Genomic DNA, 15,095 nt, shown 5'->3' on the forward strand with positions numbered 1-15,095 from the left:
TGAACATGCGAAGAGACTCCCCAGTGCGCAGCGACTCACCGGTGTCACAATGAGTTGCATACAAGCAAGCGCGAGCGAATGCTGGCTGAGGTTCTTGGGGAGGAAGGATGACGATTCTCAGATCGTTGGGACAATGTGAGAGGATGTGTGATGGCAGATGACCGGGCATTAATTGCTCCTTCAGCCATCATTGCCGCCAACACTCCTTGGCGTGAGTACCAAGAGGAGGCTGCGGCGTTCTTCCGCTCACTTGGTCTTGTTGCGTCGACTAACGTTAGCATCGCCGGAGTTCGGACGACTCATGATGTTGATGTATTAGTTCGGTCTCACCACGCTGGGTTTGACGTACTGTGGCTAGTTGAGTGCAAGCTCTGGAAGACACCCATTTCTAAGCTACACGTCCTCGCATTGCGTGAGATCGTTGCAGACACTGGTGCAGATCGGGGGATTTTGCTTTCCGAGTCTGGCTTCCAGAGCGGCGCGATGGAGGCCTCCACACTAACGAATGTTCGCTTAACGTCCCTCGCTGGTATGCAGTCATCCGCTAGCGGCGATTTCATTGCGATGAAGTTGCGCGACCTATTCGATCGGAATGAGCGCTGTAGAGAGCGCTACTGGAACATCCCTAAAACCCTTCGCATTGAGCACGGTTTGAAAACGGGATGGGTGGGATTCGCAGCTACGTGGGTTCTCGACTATGCTGCAGATGTATTGGTTCGAGCCTTCCGTGGAGACTATCCTTTCGACAGCGAAGCTGCGCTGCCTCATATGGATCCCAAAATACCTCGACGCATTGAGAACCCGGCGACCATAGAACCACTACTGAACCCCATGTTGACAGCCATCGAGGAGAAGCTGTCGCACTGTGAGCAGGTTATGGCGCGGCAGCGGCCAAGGCCTTGATTAACACAATGACTCGGCGTAGATCGAGTCAGGGAGATGAAATGTACGTTCAGAAGGACACGCTAGACGGCCTGCTCCGCCATGTTTTCGAGGCGCTTCTAGCTGAGGAAAAATTGGTCACCGCAAACCGTGGCGATTTCAAAGAAATCTTTGGCGCTTGCTTACACCTCACCAACCCACGGGCCCGCTTAAGTCGAAGTGAATCGAAAGGCAAGGTTTACAGCGCATTGGGCGAGTTCCTTTGGTATATGTCGAAGGAAACACGGCTTGATTTCATCGACTATTACGTTCCAGGACGCTTCCAGGATGAGTCTGACGATCAGGTAACAGTCCGCAGCGGATACGGTGAACGCCTGCAAGCGTGGCGCGGACTGAATCAGTTGCAGAATGTTGTGCAATTGCTGCAAAAACATCGAACGTCGCGGCGGGCCACCATCCAGCTCTTCGATGCAAGTGACATTTCTGAGCGCTACGCATCGATCCCATGCACCTGCACTCTGCAATTTCTGGTGCGAGATGATCGGCTAAATATGTTCGTAGCCATGCGGTCGAATGATGCCTACATCGGTCTCCCCCACGACATTTTTTCCTTCACCCTACTCCAGGAAATGATCGCCCGTGCAATCGGTGTTGAACTAGGTGAGTACAAACATTGCGCGGGGAGTTTGCATCTTTACCAGGAGCACTTTGAAGCAGCAGAACGGTACCTCAAAGAAGGATGGCAAGACCCCATCCACATGCCTGCCATGCCTATAGGTGATCCACATGCGGGGATTGAATGGCTTCGTGGCGTAGAAGAGTCGGCCAGACTCAAGCGGGATGTAGATCTTGCCGCTGCGATACGTACTGCCAATGTCGACAACTATTGGAAGGACTTGGGACGGTTGCTTCTGTCCTACAGGGCCAGTAAGGAGTCTGATACCACCCAACTTGCCCATCTCAAGGAAGAGCTATATTCTGACGTTTACAAGATGTTCTTGGTTGCTAGGTTGGATGTGGCTGAAAGTCGCAAGAATGGTGGGGGAGAATAGCAATGAGCAATGCCAGTCTTCTTCGCGAAGTGGATCGTCTAATCGATCTACTTCACAAGGGAATGCCTGTTGAGCTTGGGGCAATACCCTGGGCTTCGCCAGTGCTGGCTTTTGGCGACCCCATCAACAGTCGTGTGGCGACTCTCGGGCTCAACCCCAGCAATCTTGAATTTGTTGACCGATATGGCCGAGAACTGCACGCACCACACCATCGCTTCGAGTCCTTGGCTACGTTACAGGTCGAGAGTTGGGGGGATGTTGCCAGCCGTGGTATTCGCAGCGTCTGGCAAGCTTGCGAGAATTACTTCTATGGCAATCCATACGACCAATGGTTCAAACGGTTGGAGAAGCTGCTTGTAGGCACGGGCGCCTCGTACTACACAAGCCTTGGAGTTAAGGCGTGCCATCTTGATCTGGTACCGTTCGCGACCGCTGAGAAGTGGTCTGCATTGACGAGCAAGGAAAAGACTCAACTCATCGAGCTCGGTACTCCATCACTTGTACAGACCCTCATAGCGTCCGACATTCGAGTGCTGGTTCTCAATGGAAGCGCGGTCGTCAAGGAGTTCCGTCGCCTTGTGCCTGATGAATCATTGGAAGCTCACCAGATGAGTTCCTGGTCGCTGCAAGGTGGAAGAGTCCCAGGAGTTGGGTACATCGGTCGTGTTTCTCAATTGGGCGGACTTGAGCTAGACCGCGAGTTGCTGGTGCTGGGTTACAACCACAACATTCAAAGCAGTTTCGGTGTCACATCCGAAGCCGTTTCTTGCATGGCGACCTGGATTGGTCGGAGCTCTGCGGAAGTATTGGCGTGAGGGCTCGCTACGTAACCAGGGCAAGAGCACGAGCCATTACACCTATTTCAGGTTAGAAGCTAGTTCTTCCAGGCGTATCGCACTTTCATAAAGTTGAAGTGTCTGAAGGGTACGCGCCCCTTGTCTTGCAACTGGCCTACCACCAGACCTGGCGACACTCCCGCGCGCCTAGCGAGGCGCGCAATGTCAAACTTGCTCAGACTGACTGTATTCAATGCGTCTACACCAACTTGCTCAAACAGAGTCTGCAGCGCAAACTCGTCCGCTTCTGTTTCGGCCTCCGAGTGACGCTCATCCAAACCTTCAAGAAACAATTTATCGTGCGTGTGCAAGAGAAGGTGTCCAATCTCGTGGAACACGGTGAACCAGAACTGGTCATCGGCCAGGTACCGGAAACTTAGCTGAATCAGTGCCTTCTTTGAGGTAAGAAAGCGAGTTGCGCCACTGGCCCTGCATCCGTCAGGCGCTCTGGCAACGACAACGGCAACGCCGCATGTCGCGAGGCATTGTTGCAAGGCGGGTATGAATTCGCCAGGATCTCCAATTCGAGTCAAGGCACGGACATCTGCAAGAATTGTTCGAAGCCGTTTCTCGTCCCAAGGCTGGCAATCGATAGCTGCCGCTTCAATTTCACCTTGTCGTAGCCAAGCAGCTACAGCCGCCGAGTTCGTTTCGAAGGCAGTACTTTGTCGATAGGCAGAAGTATCGATGAGATTCTCATACTTCCGTTCGTAAGCCTTGGATGTAGATACACCCAGAAACACGCAAGCATTGATGAACGTTTCATCGGCCGAGTGGCCTCGCTCAATCCATCCAAACTTGACCATGTCACGAACGGGCAATGCATCAAACCAACCGCGAGGGGCATCGGGCGAGGCGCAGAGTCGCTTTAGATCCGATCTGTATTGTTCTTCGCGTCGCAGCCAGAACGAAGTGGTGGAGCCCAAGACGCGCGATAGGTTCTCAGCCCAGTCGACATCCAACGGAGTCAGTCCATACAGCAGACGAGAAACCTCATGCATACCTCTATGAGTTTCCTTCGCCAACTGGCCGACTGCCCAGCCACGCTCCTGCATCAGGTCAAGCACGGTGGCGCCGGGAGGGGTGGCCCACTTAGGCTCAAACGCATTCATGTTCTGCATTTTAGTTCCCTACTGCTATGACGCGAACACGGCGAACTCTGCCCCAATCGGGTCTGCCTTCACCGTCCACACGTGGTGTGATGTGATTTGGGACGATGGTCAACCATTTGCCATCTTCAATCTCAAGACGGTAGCAATGCTGATTGCCAAGCTGGGCTGCATGGGGGTGTCCAGCGAGTAACTCATGCACAGCATCCGCAGCACGGATGTCATCGAGACGGTTGCGTAGTGCTTCTGCGGCGACGTTCCCAAACTTCTGTTCTGCGATCGATTCGTCGAAGCACAAGTTCAGCAATTCTTCTGTATGAAAGGAAATTTCCAAGATACGAAGGTAAAAAGTGCAAATCGATTATCAGTGCTGGCGCAACAGTCCTAGCGTCGCTAGCCCCGGAACGGAACGTATTTATTTGGGCTTTTTTGCCAGTTGCACATGGAGTCCTCCAGCGCCTGCATTCCTACCCCAAGGTGAGCTTCTAAAGCCGCGACCCGATTTTCAAGTGCCCGTGCTGAGGACGCTGAGTCGATCTGCCCATCAAAGAATAACCGCGCGCCGCGTAGCGGGCCTGTGGCTTCATTGAGGTATGTGGAGCCAGCATCGATGTCCGCTAGGCCAACTTTTGCAATCATGGTTAGGTAGTCGAAGCGGCCTGTCCTGCCGAAGCGATAAACCGGCCGCATGCTTTGATAAAGCCAATGAAATGCTTGGCGTCGATCTCCATGTGCTGCTGCGTTGGCTTGGGCAAACATTTTCGCGTGCGATCCGAAGGAATTGATCCACTCAATATAGCTGGCGATAACTCGACCAGTCCATGCGCGGCCATCCTTGAGCGATTCATATTTTCGGTGATTCCCAAACTTTCCATTGAATTGATCGCGATACGTCCTTAGCCAAGCGTGCATGGCCGTCAGATCATCCGCAACTTCGGCCCATGCCCACTTATGCTGTCCAAGACCACCATAGAGTTCAGCCGAAAGCATCCAAGCCTTACGTAAATTTCGACCACAATGCGTCGCAATGAACACCAGCCAGCACGCCTCCTCGAAATTTTGCTCGCGAAGAAGTACTGCTGCCTGCACTGGGTCAAAAAGGGGACTCACAGGATTGGCTCTATCCGGGCTCAGGCGAGCGCGCCGATTCACAATCGTCTTTACATAGTCAATGCGTTGAATACTGTCAATCAGCTGCCAAACAAATGCGTGCTGATTTTCAAAGGGCCGTATGCCGACGAGCGGCGCAATCGTTTTATCAAACTCTTCAAGTTGGTGCGTCAAGCTTTCGGCCTTCGCATTCTTTTCATGTGCGTTCATTGTTCAGCCTTAGGAATAAAACCTTTAGTGTCAAGAAGTGTGAGTTGACTGCGCTCAGTGACGGATCGCCCAAATCTCCGATTGATGTACATAGCGTAGACGTCGCTGGACAGCCGGCGTTTCAATCGCTGGATTCCCTCACCGGTCACACCAGCCTTGCCGCCAGCGTGAATTGCCAGGAGAGTCGCGAGATCAGCCCAGTACGGGGTCATTGACTCGCGCGGATCCTTCAAATTCTTAGGACTCCTACGGGCCCTCTGCTCAAAGGCAAGCAGAGCCTTGATGGCGGGCCAGGGGTCTCCCTTAGGCATCGGTGGCATGGCCACCTTGCGCTGCATGCCTTCTTCCTGAAAGCGAGCAGCCTTCTCGATGTCGTCTGTATATAGGTGCAGGCTGCCGGCGAAATGCTTGTAGTCCCCGAGTTCGGTGCCTAGCGAGCGGGCGACCAATTCCTGAATCATCGTGAAGCAGAAAATGTCATGTGGCAGGCCAACCCATGCATCATTCGAACGCATTGTCGTCAACAATTGCAGCCTGTTCTCTCGCAGCATGAACTGCAACGTGCAAGTGCAGGGGATGTCCTTATGCGGCTCAAGAAGGTCTTCGCGATCAAATATCTGAACAACTGCCTGCCGCGTGTCTGGTTTCTCGCGGAGAAGGGAAATCACCTTTTGGATTTGTGCCTTATCCCCTTCACCAAAGATCCTCGGACCGTAGGCTCCAAAGATGGTTATCTTGTCGTCGGAATATTTGCCGTATTTTCCGATGTAATGCTCGATAAATTTCAAGTCGTTGCTGGCCGACAAGTACCAAAGCAACTCCCCAAGGCAGCTGAAAAGGGTCGCCCGAGCCTCAGTTCTACTGAGCCTAGCTCGTGGTGCCGTTAGCCTCAACGATGCCCCTGTGACCTCATGCGCCGGTCCCTTGGTCGGCGAGATTGCAACGCCGCGCTTGCGAATGAAACTGTATGTTTTGAACAGAAGTTCATCGAGCGAGTCGGCTGTAACGTCCATGGGATCTGGGGCTACGCGAACATCTCTTGCTGAAGGATTGGTGCGTGGACAACCCGCGGTTTGGGCGAAGCCTGATCTCGGGTAATCAGGATTCCCTGCCGAACTGTGACTGGCCGCGCGCCCTTGGCCAACACCAGTTGTCGCTGTGGTGCCGTGATGTCGTAGTGAGGAATTCGAGCCGCTCGATGAAATGCCTGCTTCGACAGGCCAATGGAGGCTGCGAAGTCATGCAGTTCTTCAACGCTGTCTGCAAGGAGATGGCACCAATGGCGCCCGCGTCGTTCGACGAACGCGTTGTCTACGTACACCAAGCTGACTCCCCCTCTCAATTGCGGACCAATATAGTTCGGTCGTCTTTTTGTGTTTACTGTCCAATATATCCTGAGCCCGGCAGCAAATGCAATGCCACCCGGCTTCGGATGATCGAGTATAGAGCTCTCCAGCTAGGCATTGCTATTGGGCTGAGTGGCGTGGCGCTAGTGCCACAAAAAGACGGGTAGCCCACGTACCTCCGATTGAAGCCTCAGCATGACTCTTCATAACTACACGTAACTCTGATGAGTCAAGCGCTGAATTTATGAATTAGCTCGGAAGGCCGCTTCTGTAGGTTTTAGACAGTAACTTCGGAAAAATTGCGACACATTAAACATCGAAGTGACACTAACTTTGGATGCCTACATTGGAGGGGGGTCGCCGCCTCGCCCCGGCGAGATTTCCCTCGCGCACCACGGGGTCCTGTTTTTGGACGAACTGCCTGAATTTCCGAGAGCGGCCCTCGAGGCCCTGCGCGAGCCGCTGGAGACTGGCAGCATCACGATCTCCAGAGCTGCACGGCGCGCGGAGTTTCCGGCCCGCTTCCAGCTCATTGCCGCCATGAACCCCTGCCCCTGCGGCTACCAGGGCTCACCCAGCCACAGTTGCCGCTGCACACCGGACCAGGTGCACCGCTACCAATCCAAACTCAGCGGCCCGCTGATGGACCGCATTGACCTGCACATCGAAGTCCCCGCCCTGCCCGCGCACGAACTGCTGGGCAGCCCGGCTGGCGAATCCACCGACAGCATCCGCAGCCGCTGCCACCAGGCCCGCGCACGCGCTGTGGAGCGTCAGGGCGTGCCCAACCAGGCGCTCAGCGGCAATGCCATCGACGAGCACACCCGGCTGGACCCGGCGGGGGCCAAATTCCTGCAAAGCGCAGCGGCCCAGCTGGGCTGGTCTGCCCGCAGCACGCACCGCACCCTCAAGATAGCCCGCACCATTGCCGACCTGGCTGGCGCACAGGACACGGGCATGGCCCATGTGGCGGAGGCCATGCAATATCGCCGGGTGCTGCGGACTGCCGTGTAAGCAAACGCTATCTATTTGATAGCTGTTTGCGCATTATTGACGGGGGCTATCGCCCTATTTGATCTGCATTCCGTGGCGCGTCAGTATCTGCGCGTAGGTGCCGTTCTTCTGGATGCGGCTGAAGCCTGCATTGAACCGCTCCAGCCATTGCTGCGCCTGCGGCAGCTGGCGTGAAATGATGAGGTAGAGCTCCACCGGGTACTCCACACCCAGCGTCAGGGGCTTGAAGCGCAGCCCCTCGCGCCGCAGGCCGCGCGTGACGAACTCCGCCACCGTCTCGCTGCTCCAGACCGCAAACACCCGGCCCCGCTGCAGCATCTGGAAGCAATTCAGCATGTCAGCGGGCCGCTCCACACGCGCCTGCTTGTCTTCAATAAACGGCGCCACCCGCGCCATGTTGTAGCCCTGGGGTACGCAGATGGCTTTGCCAGACCAGTCGATGGCGGCGTCTGCATCGGTGCGCACGAAAAGCCGCACCATATCGGGATACAACGGCTGCGAGTACCAAAAGTCGCGCTGGCGCTCCTCGTTCTTGACGTAGGGAAATGTCGCGGTATGCACCCCGTTGCGGGTTTCCACGTAGCCACGCTGCCAGGGCAAGAAGCGCAGCTGGGTGCTCACTCCCTGCTCCTTGAAAGCCGCGCTTACCACTTCCGAGAGCAGGCCCATGGCGGGCGATTCTTCGCTGGAAAACGGGGGGTACTCTCCGGTCACCAGCTCCACATGGCCACCCTGGGCAATTGCGGGCGAGACCGACACCAGCCACAAGGCACCCGCCCAGAGCAAGGCAGCAAGGACGGGCAGGCAGTTGCGCATCACACACCTCACGGTCTGTCGGTCAACGGAACTCCCTGTTGGCGCAAGTATGCCAGCACATCCCGGCTCACGGGCCCCACGCTGCGCGCCTTGTCGGCCATCTCCGCCGAAGCTGTGGTCTGGCCCAGCGCTGCCAGTGAGACGGCGGCCCCCAAGAGCCAGCGCTGCTCTGCGGGGCGCGATTGCAGCGCGTTGGCATAGGCCTGCACGCTGTCCTGGTGCCGACCCAGACGTTGCGCGGCATTGGCACGCAGCGCCCAGAGTTCTGGCTGGTTGCTCATCAAGGCCTCATGGCGCGCCAGCAGGTCCCAGGCCGCCGCCGCCTGGCCTTCAGCGAGCTGCATGCGCGCCAGCTCACGCAGCAGGGGCACCAATGTGGCCGCACCGCTGGACTGCGGATTGCGCTCGGCCACTGCCACCGCCTCCTGCAAGGTGCTGATGGCCGTATCGTGCGCGCCACTCGCCCACAGGCTCTGGGCTTGCGCCAGCGTGTCGCGGCCAGCCTGTTGCTGGCGCGCAGCGGCGGAGGCATCCACCGCACTGGTCGCTGGCTTGGCAGGCCCACCGTTGCCCGATTCAGTCACCGGCTTGGCGACCTGAGCCTGGGACGCGGGAACGGGCGTGGGGTTCGCAAGCTTGGACTCCATGCGCAAGGCGACATTGACGGGCCCCGTATTGCGGGCCGCTGGTGCGGGAGCCGGGGCGGGCAAAGGCGGAGCAGCTACCACAACAGGAGGTTCGGGCATTATGGCGGACGCTATCGCGGAGACCGCAGCGACCGGCGTACCCGCTGCTTCTTGCACCGCAACTGCCGGAACTTCCGGCGCCGACACGGCAGGTACCGCGGCCGGAGCAGCATGGGCAACAACCGCTGCGGGCGTAGCAACTACAGGCTCAACAACCGATTGCGCGTTCCACCATAACCAGCCTCCCGTCGCCGCGGCTGCCAGGGGCAACAAGACAATCGCCCAGCGCACGGCACGCGAAGAACGCTGGGGCAACGGCGGCACCGACGCTACGCTGGCAGTCGCACGGCGCAGGGGGTCGGTTGTCCCCGCACCTGGCGTCTGGCGCTGGTCCAGATCGCGCAACATTTTGTTGATCACGCTCATTCCAACTCTCCTTGCGGCCCATCAGCGTTACGGGCATTGCGCCGCGCCATCCAGACTTTGCGCCACCAGGGCAGCGGAGGTTGCACACCGGGCGTATCCCGCACGGCCAGGCGCACATGGGCCACACCCACACGGTGGCGGTCTTCGCCATAGGCCAGCATCAAACCTTTGTGAGCCAGGATATTGATGAGCCGGGGTACACCGCCGCTGGCCTGCGCAATCGCACGTGCAGCGGCGGGTGTGAAAACCCGTACGTCCGTGGATTCGTTCAGCGCCGCACGCTGCAGACGGTGTTCCAGGTAGCCCGGCACGCGCCCGGCCTGCATGGGCCCCAGGTATTCGCTGAACGTAATGCGCTGCAGGAGTTGGCGAATCTCGGGACGGGCCAGCTTGTCATCCAGATCCGGCTGGCCCAGCAGCACCAGCTGCAACAGCTTGCGCTTCTCGGTCTCCAGGTTGGAAAGCAGGCGCAGGCTTTCGACCGTACGCACCGGAATGGCCTGGGCCTCGTCAATGCACACCACCACGCGCCGCCCATGCGCCGCGTGCTCCAGCAGGCACGCCCGCAATGCTTCCTGCACCTTGTGCCGGCTCAATGGCAGCGTGAGATTGACGCCCAGTTCCTTGACAAGCGCCATGAGCAGATCGTCGGGCCCCATGTCGGGGTTGGGGATATAGGCAGTGACGCACTCGTCCTGCAGCGTCTTGAGCAGTTGGCGACACAAGACGGTCTTGCCACAGCCCAACTCTCCCACCACCTTGAGAAAGCCCTCGCCACTGCGCAGGGCCACCAGCAGCATGTTCAGCGAGGCCTGCGCGCCCTCATGCGGAAAAAAGAAGTCCGTATCCGGCGTGATGGAAAACGGGGCCTCACGCAGCGAAAAGTGCCCCAGGTACATTACTTGGCCGGCCCTTCCGCAGACGGCTTGTCCTTGCCACCATCGATTTGGATCACGCGCGCACGTGTGGCATCCATGTCGTCCAGCGCCTCCCGTGCGCGCTGGGTTTGAGCTTCCCAATCTGCAGCCGAACGGATGATGGTGGGCTTGATCAGCACAATCACTTCACGCTTGCGACCGGTGGTAGCCTTGTTGCCGAACAACCAGGCAAAGGCCTTGTCAGTGGTGCCAGGCAGGCCCGAGGTCGTGCGGCTGCTCTCCAGCTGCATGAGGCCACCGATGGCGACGATGTTGCCATCGGGCACACGCACCAGGGTGTCTGTCTCATTGACGCTGCTGGAGGCGACGGGCAGGCGATAGCTTCCAACCGAGCCCAAATCAATATCCTTGTTCTTTTCGGCCACCACGGTCACAGCCGGGTGCACATGCAGGGTCACGGTATTGCCATCGTCCACCTGGGGCGTCACATCCAACGAGATGCCGGAGAAGAAGGGCGTGAGCGTGATGGTGGGTAGGGTGGTGGTGGTGCCCGTGCCACCCGAGCCGGTGGTGTTGGAGCCGCCGGAAACACCGGTGACGAAGAACTCGTCGGTACCAACCTTGAGCACGGCCTTCTGGTTGTTGAGCGTGGCCACACGCGGGCTGGAGAGGGTCTGCACGTCGCCCTGCTTTTCGAGGAAGCCCAGCACCGCGCCAAACTGGCGCGAGCCCAGGGCCAGACCAAACAGGCCGCTGCCGGCCGAGGCGGCAGACAGTCCAGACACCAGAGAGGAGGGGGTGGTGGTCCCGGTGGGCACGCCCACGCTGCTGGCGCCGCTGCTGATGGCCAGGGTGCCGTTCACATCGCTACCCAGCGCGGCCCAGTTGATGCCGCTCTGGTAGCTGTCGCTGAGTTCCACCGAAATAACTTTGGACTCCAGCATCACCTGGCGCTCCACCGCCACGCGGGCGGCCTTGAGGAAACGGTCAACCTGGCGCAGCTCATCGGGCATGGCGCGCACCATGATGATGCCGGCCTGCGGGCTAGTGATGACGTTGCGACCCTCGGCATTGCCGACCAAGCCCCGGATCGCAGTGGCCAGCTCGCCCCAGAAGTCGGTGCGCGAGGTGGTGGCCACGCTGGCACTTTCTTGCTGCTGCACGGTACTGGAGCTGCTCGATGTACTACTCGTTGTGGTCGTGCCGGTCTGGCTGCTGTTGTTTGCGTTACTGCCCCCGGTGGCCCCGCCTGAGGACACGCGCAAGGCGCTATTGCCTACGCGCTGCGAATTGGGATAATTGACGGTGAACACCCGGGTCTGCAAGGTCGGCGCATAGATGGTGATGCGTCGGCCTTCAATCTTGAAGTCGTAACCATAGACATCGCGGATGGCTTCAAGCGCCTCTGTCACGGTGACACCGCGCAGCGTGACGGACAGAGTACCGCTCACATCCGGGTGCATCAGCATGCTGTAACGCGTGTCGGCCACGATGGCGAGGAACACCTCCCGCGCCTGAGCGTTGTTGACCAGCAGGTCCAAGCGCGGCTCGGGCGGGGGCGCCACGGCGGCCGGGGCGGGCTCGGCCAGTGCCTCGCTGACCGTGGTTGGCACCGCGGCGGACTTGGCCGGCGCGGGCGGCAGCTCGGCCTTGAGGGTGGCCGTCACATCGGGCGTGCGCAGCGGGCGCTCCAGTACCGAGCAGCCGCCAAGTAGCGCAGCACCCAGCACAGCGCAGAGCAGCGAGGCCTGGCGCAACACGGGCGGGGAGCCCAGGAATACGGTGTCATTCATAGGTCGGGACGTCATGGTGTGACTCCATCACAGGGGACCACGGGAGTCGGAGCAGAAGAGGAGGCGGTGGCCTGTGTGCGCGCCACGGGCTTGGCCGCTTTGGCGCGCGCGGCCGGCTTGCTGGGCTTGCAGGCCTCGCTGGCGCGGGCTGGGCTCCGCTGGATACCGGCAAAACGCGGCAACTTGCGCAACTGTTTGACTTCGCGCAGCCAGATTTCGGTTTCAGTAATACGTTCCAGCCGGGCCTCACCAACCTTCTGCCCGATGGCCACCAGACGTGTACCCACCACCAGATGCGGTTGGCCGTTGCGCACAATCACGTTGCTGCCCTGCATGACGGCTCCGGGCGCACCGGGCAACACGGTGGAGCCTGGCGCCATTTCGGCCGGGGCCACGGTGGGATCACGCTCCTGGGCGTGTGTCGTCATGGCGCACAGAGCCAGCACGGCGGATAACAGCCATTGCAGCGGCTTCACGGCTGCACCTCCAGCACAAAGACCTGCAAGGTCAGCTCAGGTACCTGCTTGTCCACCACCAGTTGCATCGCACCCCAGCGCAGGCGCGGCAAGGCCTGCTCCAGCGTTTTGACATAGCGCACCAGTTCCGCGTAAGAGCCGGTCACCTTGAGCTGCAGACCACGACGCACAATGCCGGGCACATCGCTTGTGCCACTGGCCTTGTCGTCTACGGCCATGGTTCCCGACGACACCAGACGCAGACCAGGACGGCGCTGCAGGAACTGGACCAGCACCGCCTCCAGTGCATGACCACCAGTGGCAGAACCAGCGGGCGCCAAGACATCAATCTCTTGCCGCAGACTGGCCAAGCGTTGTTCGGATTGCCCAATCTGTTCACGCAGGGCTTGGCCGGGGTCATTGGGTTTCGCCAAGCCAGCCAGCTCGGTGCGCAGGCGCACGAGTTCCGCGTTCTGTGCAGCATGGCTTTGCTGTGCCTGCTTATAGGCGGCCTGCACGGGGGTCAGCCATAGCACGTCGACCGTGGCCAATAGCACCAGCAACACGGAGAAAAACAGAAACATGCGCTCGCGCAGGCTAAGCGCATCAATGCGCTCCGCTTGCTTGATCCACCAGGCTTTCATGGCTTACCCCCTGTGCTCTCGGTTGGGGCCTGGACTGGCAACACGGGCTGTGCATTGACCAGATTGAACGACCAGCTCTCGCGTCCTGGGGCCGGGGGCGCCACGCCAGCAACAGGCCCCGCCACCGCAGCGGCTGTACTCTCCACCTTCACAGTTGCCAAGCGTTGGCCAGCCATCAGCGGACTCAGCGCAAGACGACCGACCCAGTCATTGAGCGCAGCAGGCTCCAGCGTGAAACCACTGACCTCCAGACGCTGGCCATCAGCCTTGACCTCGGTCACCCAGACCGGTGCGGGAATACTGCGTGCCACCAAAGCCAGACGATCCGAGTGGCCAGCACCCGGTACCAGCATTCCCTCGCGCAGGGCTTGCACAACAGCTTCTTTCGCCTTGACTTCGGCCTCCTTGGCTTGCGCCTGATGTTGCAACTCGGGCGAAGGTCCTTGGGCAGCGGCCTTGGCTCTATCTATCGCACCTTGCAGACTACGCAGCTCTTGCGCCTGGGTCTGGGCAACGGCCAGCAACTCGGTTCGGGCCTGTTGCAGGCTCCAGACCCAGGCCGCAGCCATGGCACCGCCCAGCACAACAAATATCCCCAGTGACAACGCCATGGTATTGGCCGCAAAACGCTGCCGGGGCTTCTGCAGGATGGGGGTGCAAAGATTGATTTGCTGGGGCATGGCCATCAGCTCCGTGTACCGCGACCATCGACCCGCAACAACTGACCCAACAGGGGCAGGCAATGTGGCATGGCCTCATCGGAAATGCCTTGCCAATGGGCAGGGAGCTCCAGCACACCCACGGTCTGACCCGTCTCGCGACCCAGCCATTCGGCCAGTTCGACACTGCGTGACCCGGCATAAACTCGCAGCCCCGCCAAGGGCAGGCTGGACCAGGTGCGGTCCCAAAGGTCTATGGATCGCTGAACTTCGACCACCACACGTTGCGCACGATCCACATCCGACTGCGCACCGCCAGTGTCCGCGGAGCTCCGCATGGCAGCACCGCCATAGTCAGGCACATACTCTTCCACTGGAGTGTAGGCATCGATAGGCGCTGGCGCTTCGCTGGCAGGAACGCTCCAGGCCATAGCCATAAAACCATCGGGCAACTCCAGCCGCCGGCTGTAGTACAGCTCGCCAGCCGCAGAAATGGTCAACAGAGCCTGGCGCTCATCGCTCACCAGCAAAGTTGCAATCGCCCGCTCGGGCTCCACCAAGGTCTGCAGATTGCGCTGGGCCATGTCCTGCACATCAACCACGGTCACATCCCATTGCATGGCGGCGCCCAGTTCCATGGCCTCGCGTATGACAGAGTTTTGGGCAGCAACCACAAACAGCTGGGACGCTGCACGCCCTTGCCCGTCGCCCTGCCGTAGTACATCAATGGTCAGGTCATCCAAGTGGACGTCGACCATATCCTTGATCTGGTAGCGCGCGGCCGAACGCAGCTCTTCGGGTGGCACCGACGGCACCTCTATCTGCAGCAGCTGGTATTGCTCTGGTCGCAACATCACCGTAGCGGGCAGCCCCTTGAGGCCCAGAGCCTGCAACCGGCGCACAAAGTCTTCCTGACTGTCTGCCCCCCTTGCTTCCACGCCGGACTGCAACACCCGGAACTCAGCACCAGCACCAGTGACTCGCACAAAGGCCAGCGCCTGCCCTAACCAGGACACTGCCAGGCGTTGACCAGAGGAACTGCGTCGCCAGGGCCAGCGCATCGTCAGCGGGCCCCTGCCAGCATGCAGACCTGCCATGCAGGCGTCATGTCAATCAGCGAATGGGGACAAACCAGGCGATTCATGCTCTCATTTTAGTAGCTAGTTGCGCAATCATGGC

General features: G+C 59.3%; 17 protein-coding genes. 4 read left to right on the forward strand and 13 right to left on the reverse strand.

Annotated elements, in window-relative coordinates:
- Window positions 1–150: 150 nt before the first annotated feature.
- Genes AC1RNN_RS13020 through AC1RNN_RS13030 form a run of 3 tightly spaced genes read left to right on the forward strand, consistent with a single transcriptional unit; the run spans window position 151 to window position 2,749 of the window.
- Entirely contained in the window at window positions 151–903 is a 753-nt protein-coding gene (locus tag AC1RNN_RS13020) for a restriction endonuclease (protein WP_493089694.1), read from the forward strand.
- Window positions 904–944: 41 nt separating this feature from the next.
- Entirely contained in the window at window positions 945–1,934 is a 990-nt protein-coding gene (locus tag AC1RNN_RS13025) for a thymidylate synthase (RefSeq protein WP_493089693.1), read from the forward strand.
- 2 nt (window positions 1,935–1,936) lie between these two features.
- The gene (locus AC1RNN_RS13030; protein WP_493089692.1) at window positions 1,937–2,749 is read left to right on the forward strand and encodes a hypothetical protein; all 813 of its coding nucleotides are present in this window, start codon (window positions 1,937–1,939) and stop codon (window positions 2,747–2,749) included.
- 59 nt (window positions 2,750–2,808) lie between these two features.
- Here AC1RNN_RS13030 and AC1RNN_RS13035 read toward each other — a convergent pair whose 3' ends face one another.
- From AC1RNN_RS13035 to AC1RNN_RS13055, 5 genes are all read right to left on the reverse strand, one after another.
- Window positions 2,809–3,576: an ImmA/IrrE family metallo-endopeptidase gene (locus AC1RNN_RS13035; RefSeq protein WP_493089691.1), complete on the reverse strand. Its 768-nt coding sequence runs from the start codon at window positions 3,574–3,576 to the stop codon at window positions 2,809–2,811.
- A 316-nt stretch (window positions 3,577–3,892) separates the two neighbouring features.
- Window positions 3,893–4,213 (reverse strand): hypothetical protein, encoded by a 321-nt coding sequence (locus AC1RNN_RS13040; RefSeq protein ID WP_493089690.1) that lies wholly within the window; start codon window positions 4,211–4,213, stop codon window positions 3,893–3,895.
- Between the two features lie 59 nt (window positions 4,214–4,272).
- Window positions 4,273–5,199 (reverse strand): alpha-glutamyl/putrescinyl thymine pyrophosphorylase clade 3 protein, encoded by a 927-nt coding sequence (locus AC1RNN_RS13045; RefSeq protein ID WP_493089689.1) that lies wholly within the window; start codon window positions 5,197–5,199, stop codon window positions 4,273–4,275.
- The gene (locus AC1RNN_RS13050) at window positions 5,196–6,212 is read right to left on the reverse strand and encodes a thymidylate synthase (protein ID WP_493089688.1); all 1,017 of its coding nucleotides are present in this window, start codon (window positions 6,210–6,212) and stop codon (window positions 5,196–5,198) included. The genes AC1RNN_RS13045 and AC1RNN_RS13050 overlap by 4 nt, the downstream gene beginning before the upstream one ends.
- A gap of 11 nt (window positions 6,213–6,223) precedes the next feature.
- Window positions 6,224–6,520 carry a DUF4031 domain-containing protein gene (locus AC1RNN_RS13055; RefSeq protein WP_493089777.1) on the reverse strand — a complete coding sequence of 99 codons (297 nt, stop codon included), beginning with the start codon at window positions 6,518–6,520 and terminating at the stop codon, window positions 6,224–6,226.
- Between the two features lie 340 nt (window positions 6,521–6,860).
- Between AC1RNN_RS13055 and AC1RNN_RS13060 the strand changes: the two genes are divergently transcribed.
- Complete coding sequence (locus AC1RNN_RS13060; protein WP_493089776.1) at window positions 6,861–7,559, forward strand: ATP-binding protein; 699 nt, start codon at window positions 6,861–6,863, stop codon at window positions 7,557–7,559.
- 54 nt (window positions 7,560–7,613) lie between these two features.
- On the opposite strand, the gene AC1RNN_RS13065 is transcribed toward AC1RNN_RS13060, so the two are convergent.
- From AC1RNN_RS13065 to AC1RNN_RS13100, 8 genes are read right to left on the reverse strand one after another with little or no spacing between them, the layout of a single operon-like run.
- Window positions 7,614–8,375: a substrate-binding periplasmic protein gene (locus AC1RNN_RS13065; protein WP_493089687.1), complete on the reverse strand. Its 762-nt coding sequence runs from the start codon at window positions 8,373–8,375 to the stop codon at window positions 7,614–7,616.
- Window positions 8,376–8,383: 8 nt separating this feature from the next.
- Window positions 8,384–9,487: a hypothetical protein gene (locus tag AC1RNN_RS13070; RefSeq protein WP_493089686.1), complete on the reverse strand. Its 1,104-nt coding sequence runs from the start codon at window positions 9,485–9,487 to the stop codon at window positions 8,384–8,386.
- Complete coding sequence (locus tag AC1RNN_RS13075) at window positions 9,484–10,386, reverse strand: ExeA family protein (RefSeq protein WP_493089685.1); 903 nt, start codon at window positions 10,384–10,386, stop codon at window positions 9,484–9,486. The genes AC1RNN_RS13070 and AC1RNN_RS13075 overlap by 4 nt, the downstream gene beginning before the upstream one ends.
- A complete protein-coding gene (locus AC1RNN_RS13080; RefSeq protein ID WP_493089684.1) occupies window positions 10,386–12,173 on the reverse strand; it encodes a secretin GspD/PilQ domain-containing protein in 1,788 nt (595 codons plus the stop codon). Before AC1RNN_RS13080 ends, AC1RNN_RS13075 begins: the two co-directional genes overlap by 1 nt.
- Window positions 12,170–12,634 (reverse strand): hypothetical protein, encoded by a 465-nt coding sequence (locus AC1RNN_RS13085; RefSeq protein ID WP_493089683.1) that lies wholly within the window; start codon window positions 12,632–12,634, stop codon window positions 12,170–12,172. The genes AC1RNN_RS13080 and AC1RNN_RS13085 overlap by 4 nt, the downstream gene beginning before the upstream one ends.
- A complete protein-coding gene (locus AC1RNN_RS13090; protein WP_493089682.1) occupies window positions 12,631–13,257 on the reverse strand; it encodes a hypothetical protein in 627 nt (208 codons plus the stop codon). Before AC1RNN_RS13090 ends, AC1RNN_RS13085 begins: the two co-directional genes overlap by 4 nt.
- The gene (locus AC1RNN_RS13095; protein WP_493089681.1) at window positions 13,254–13,937 is read right to left on the reverse strand and encodes a PilN domain-containing protein; all 684 of its coding nucleotides are present in this window, start codon (window positions 13,935–13,937) and stop codon (window positions 13,254–13,256) included. The genes AC1RNN_RS13090 and AC1RNN_RS13095 overlap by 4 nt, the downstream gene beginning before the upstream one ends.
- A 5-nt stretch (window positions 13,938–13,942) precedes the next feature.
- Window positions 13,943–15,013, reverse strand: a complete 1,071-nt coding sequence (locus tag AC1RNN_RS13100) for a hypothetical protein (protein WP_493089680.1) — start codon at window positions 15,011–15,013, stop codon at window positions 13,943–13,945.
- Window positions 15,014–15,095 lie beyond the last annotated feature (82 nt).

It is taken from the genome of Rhodoferax sp. GW822-FHT02D07 (genome assembly GCF_058802405.1).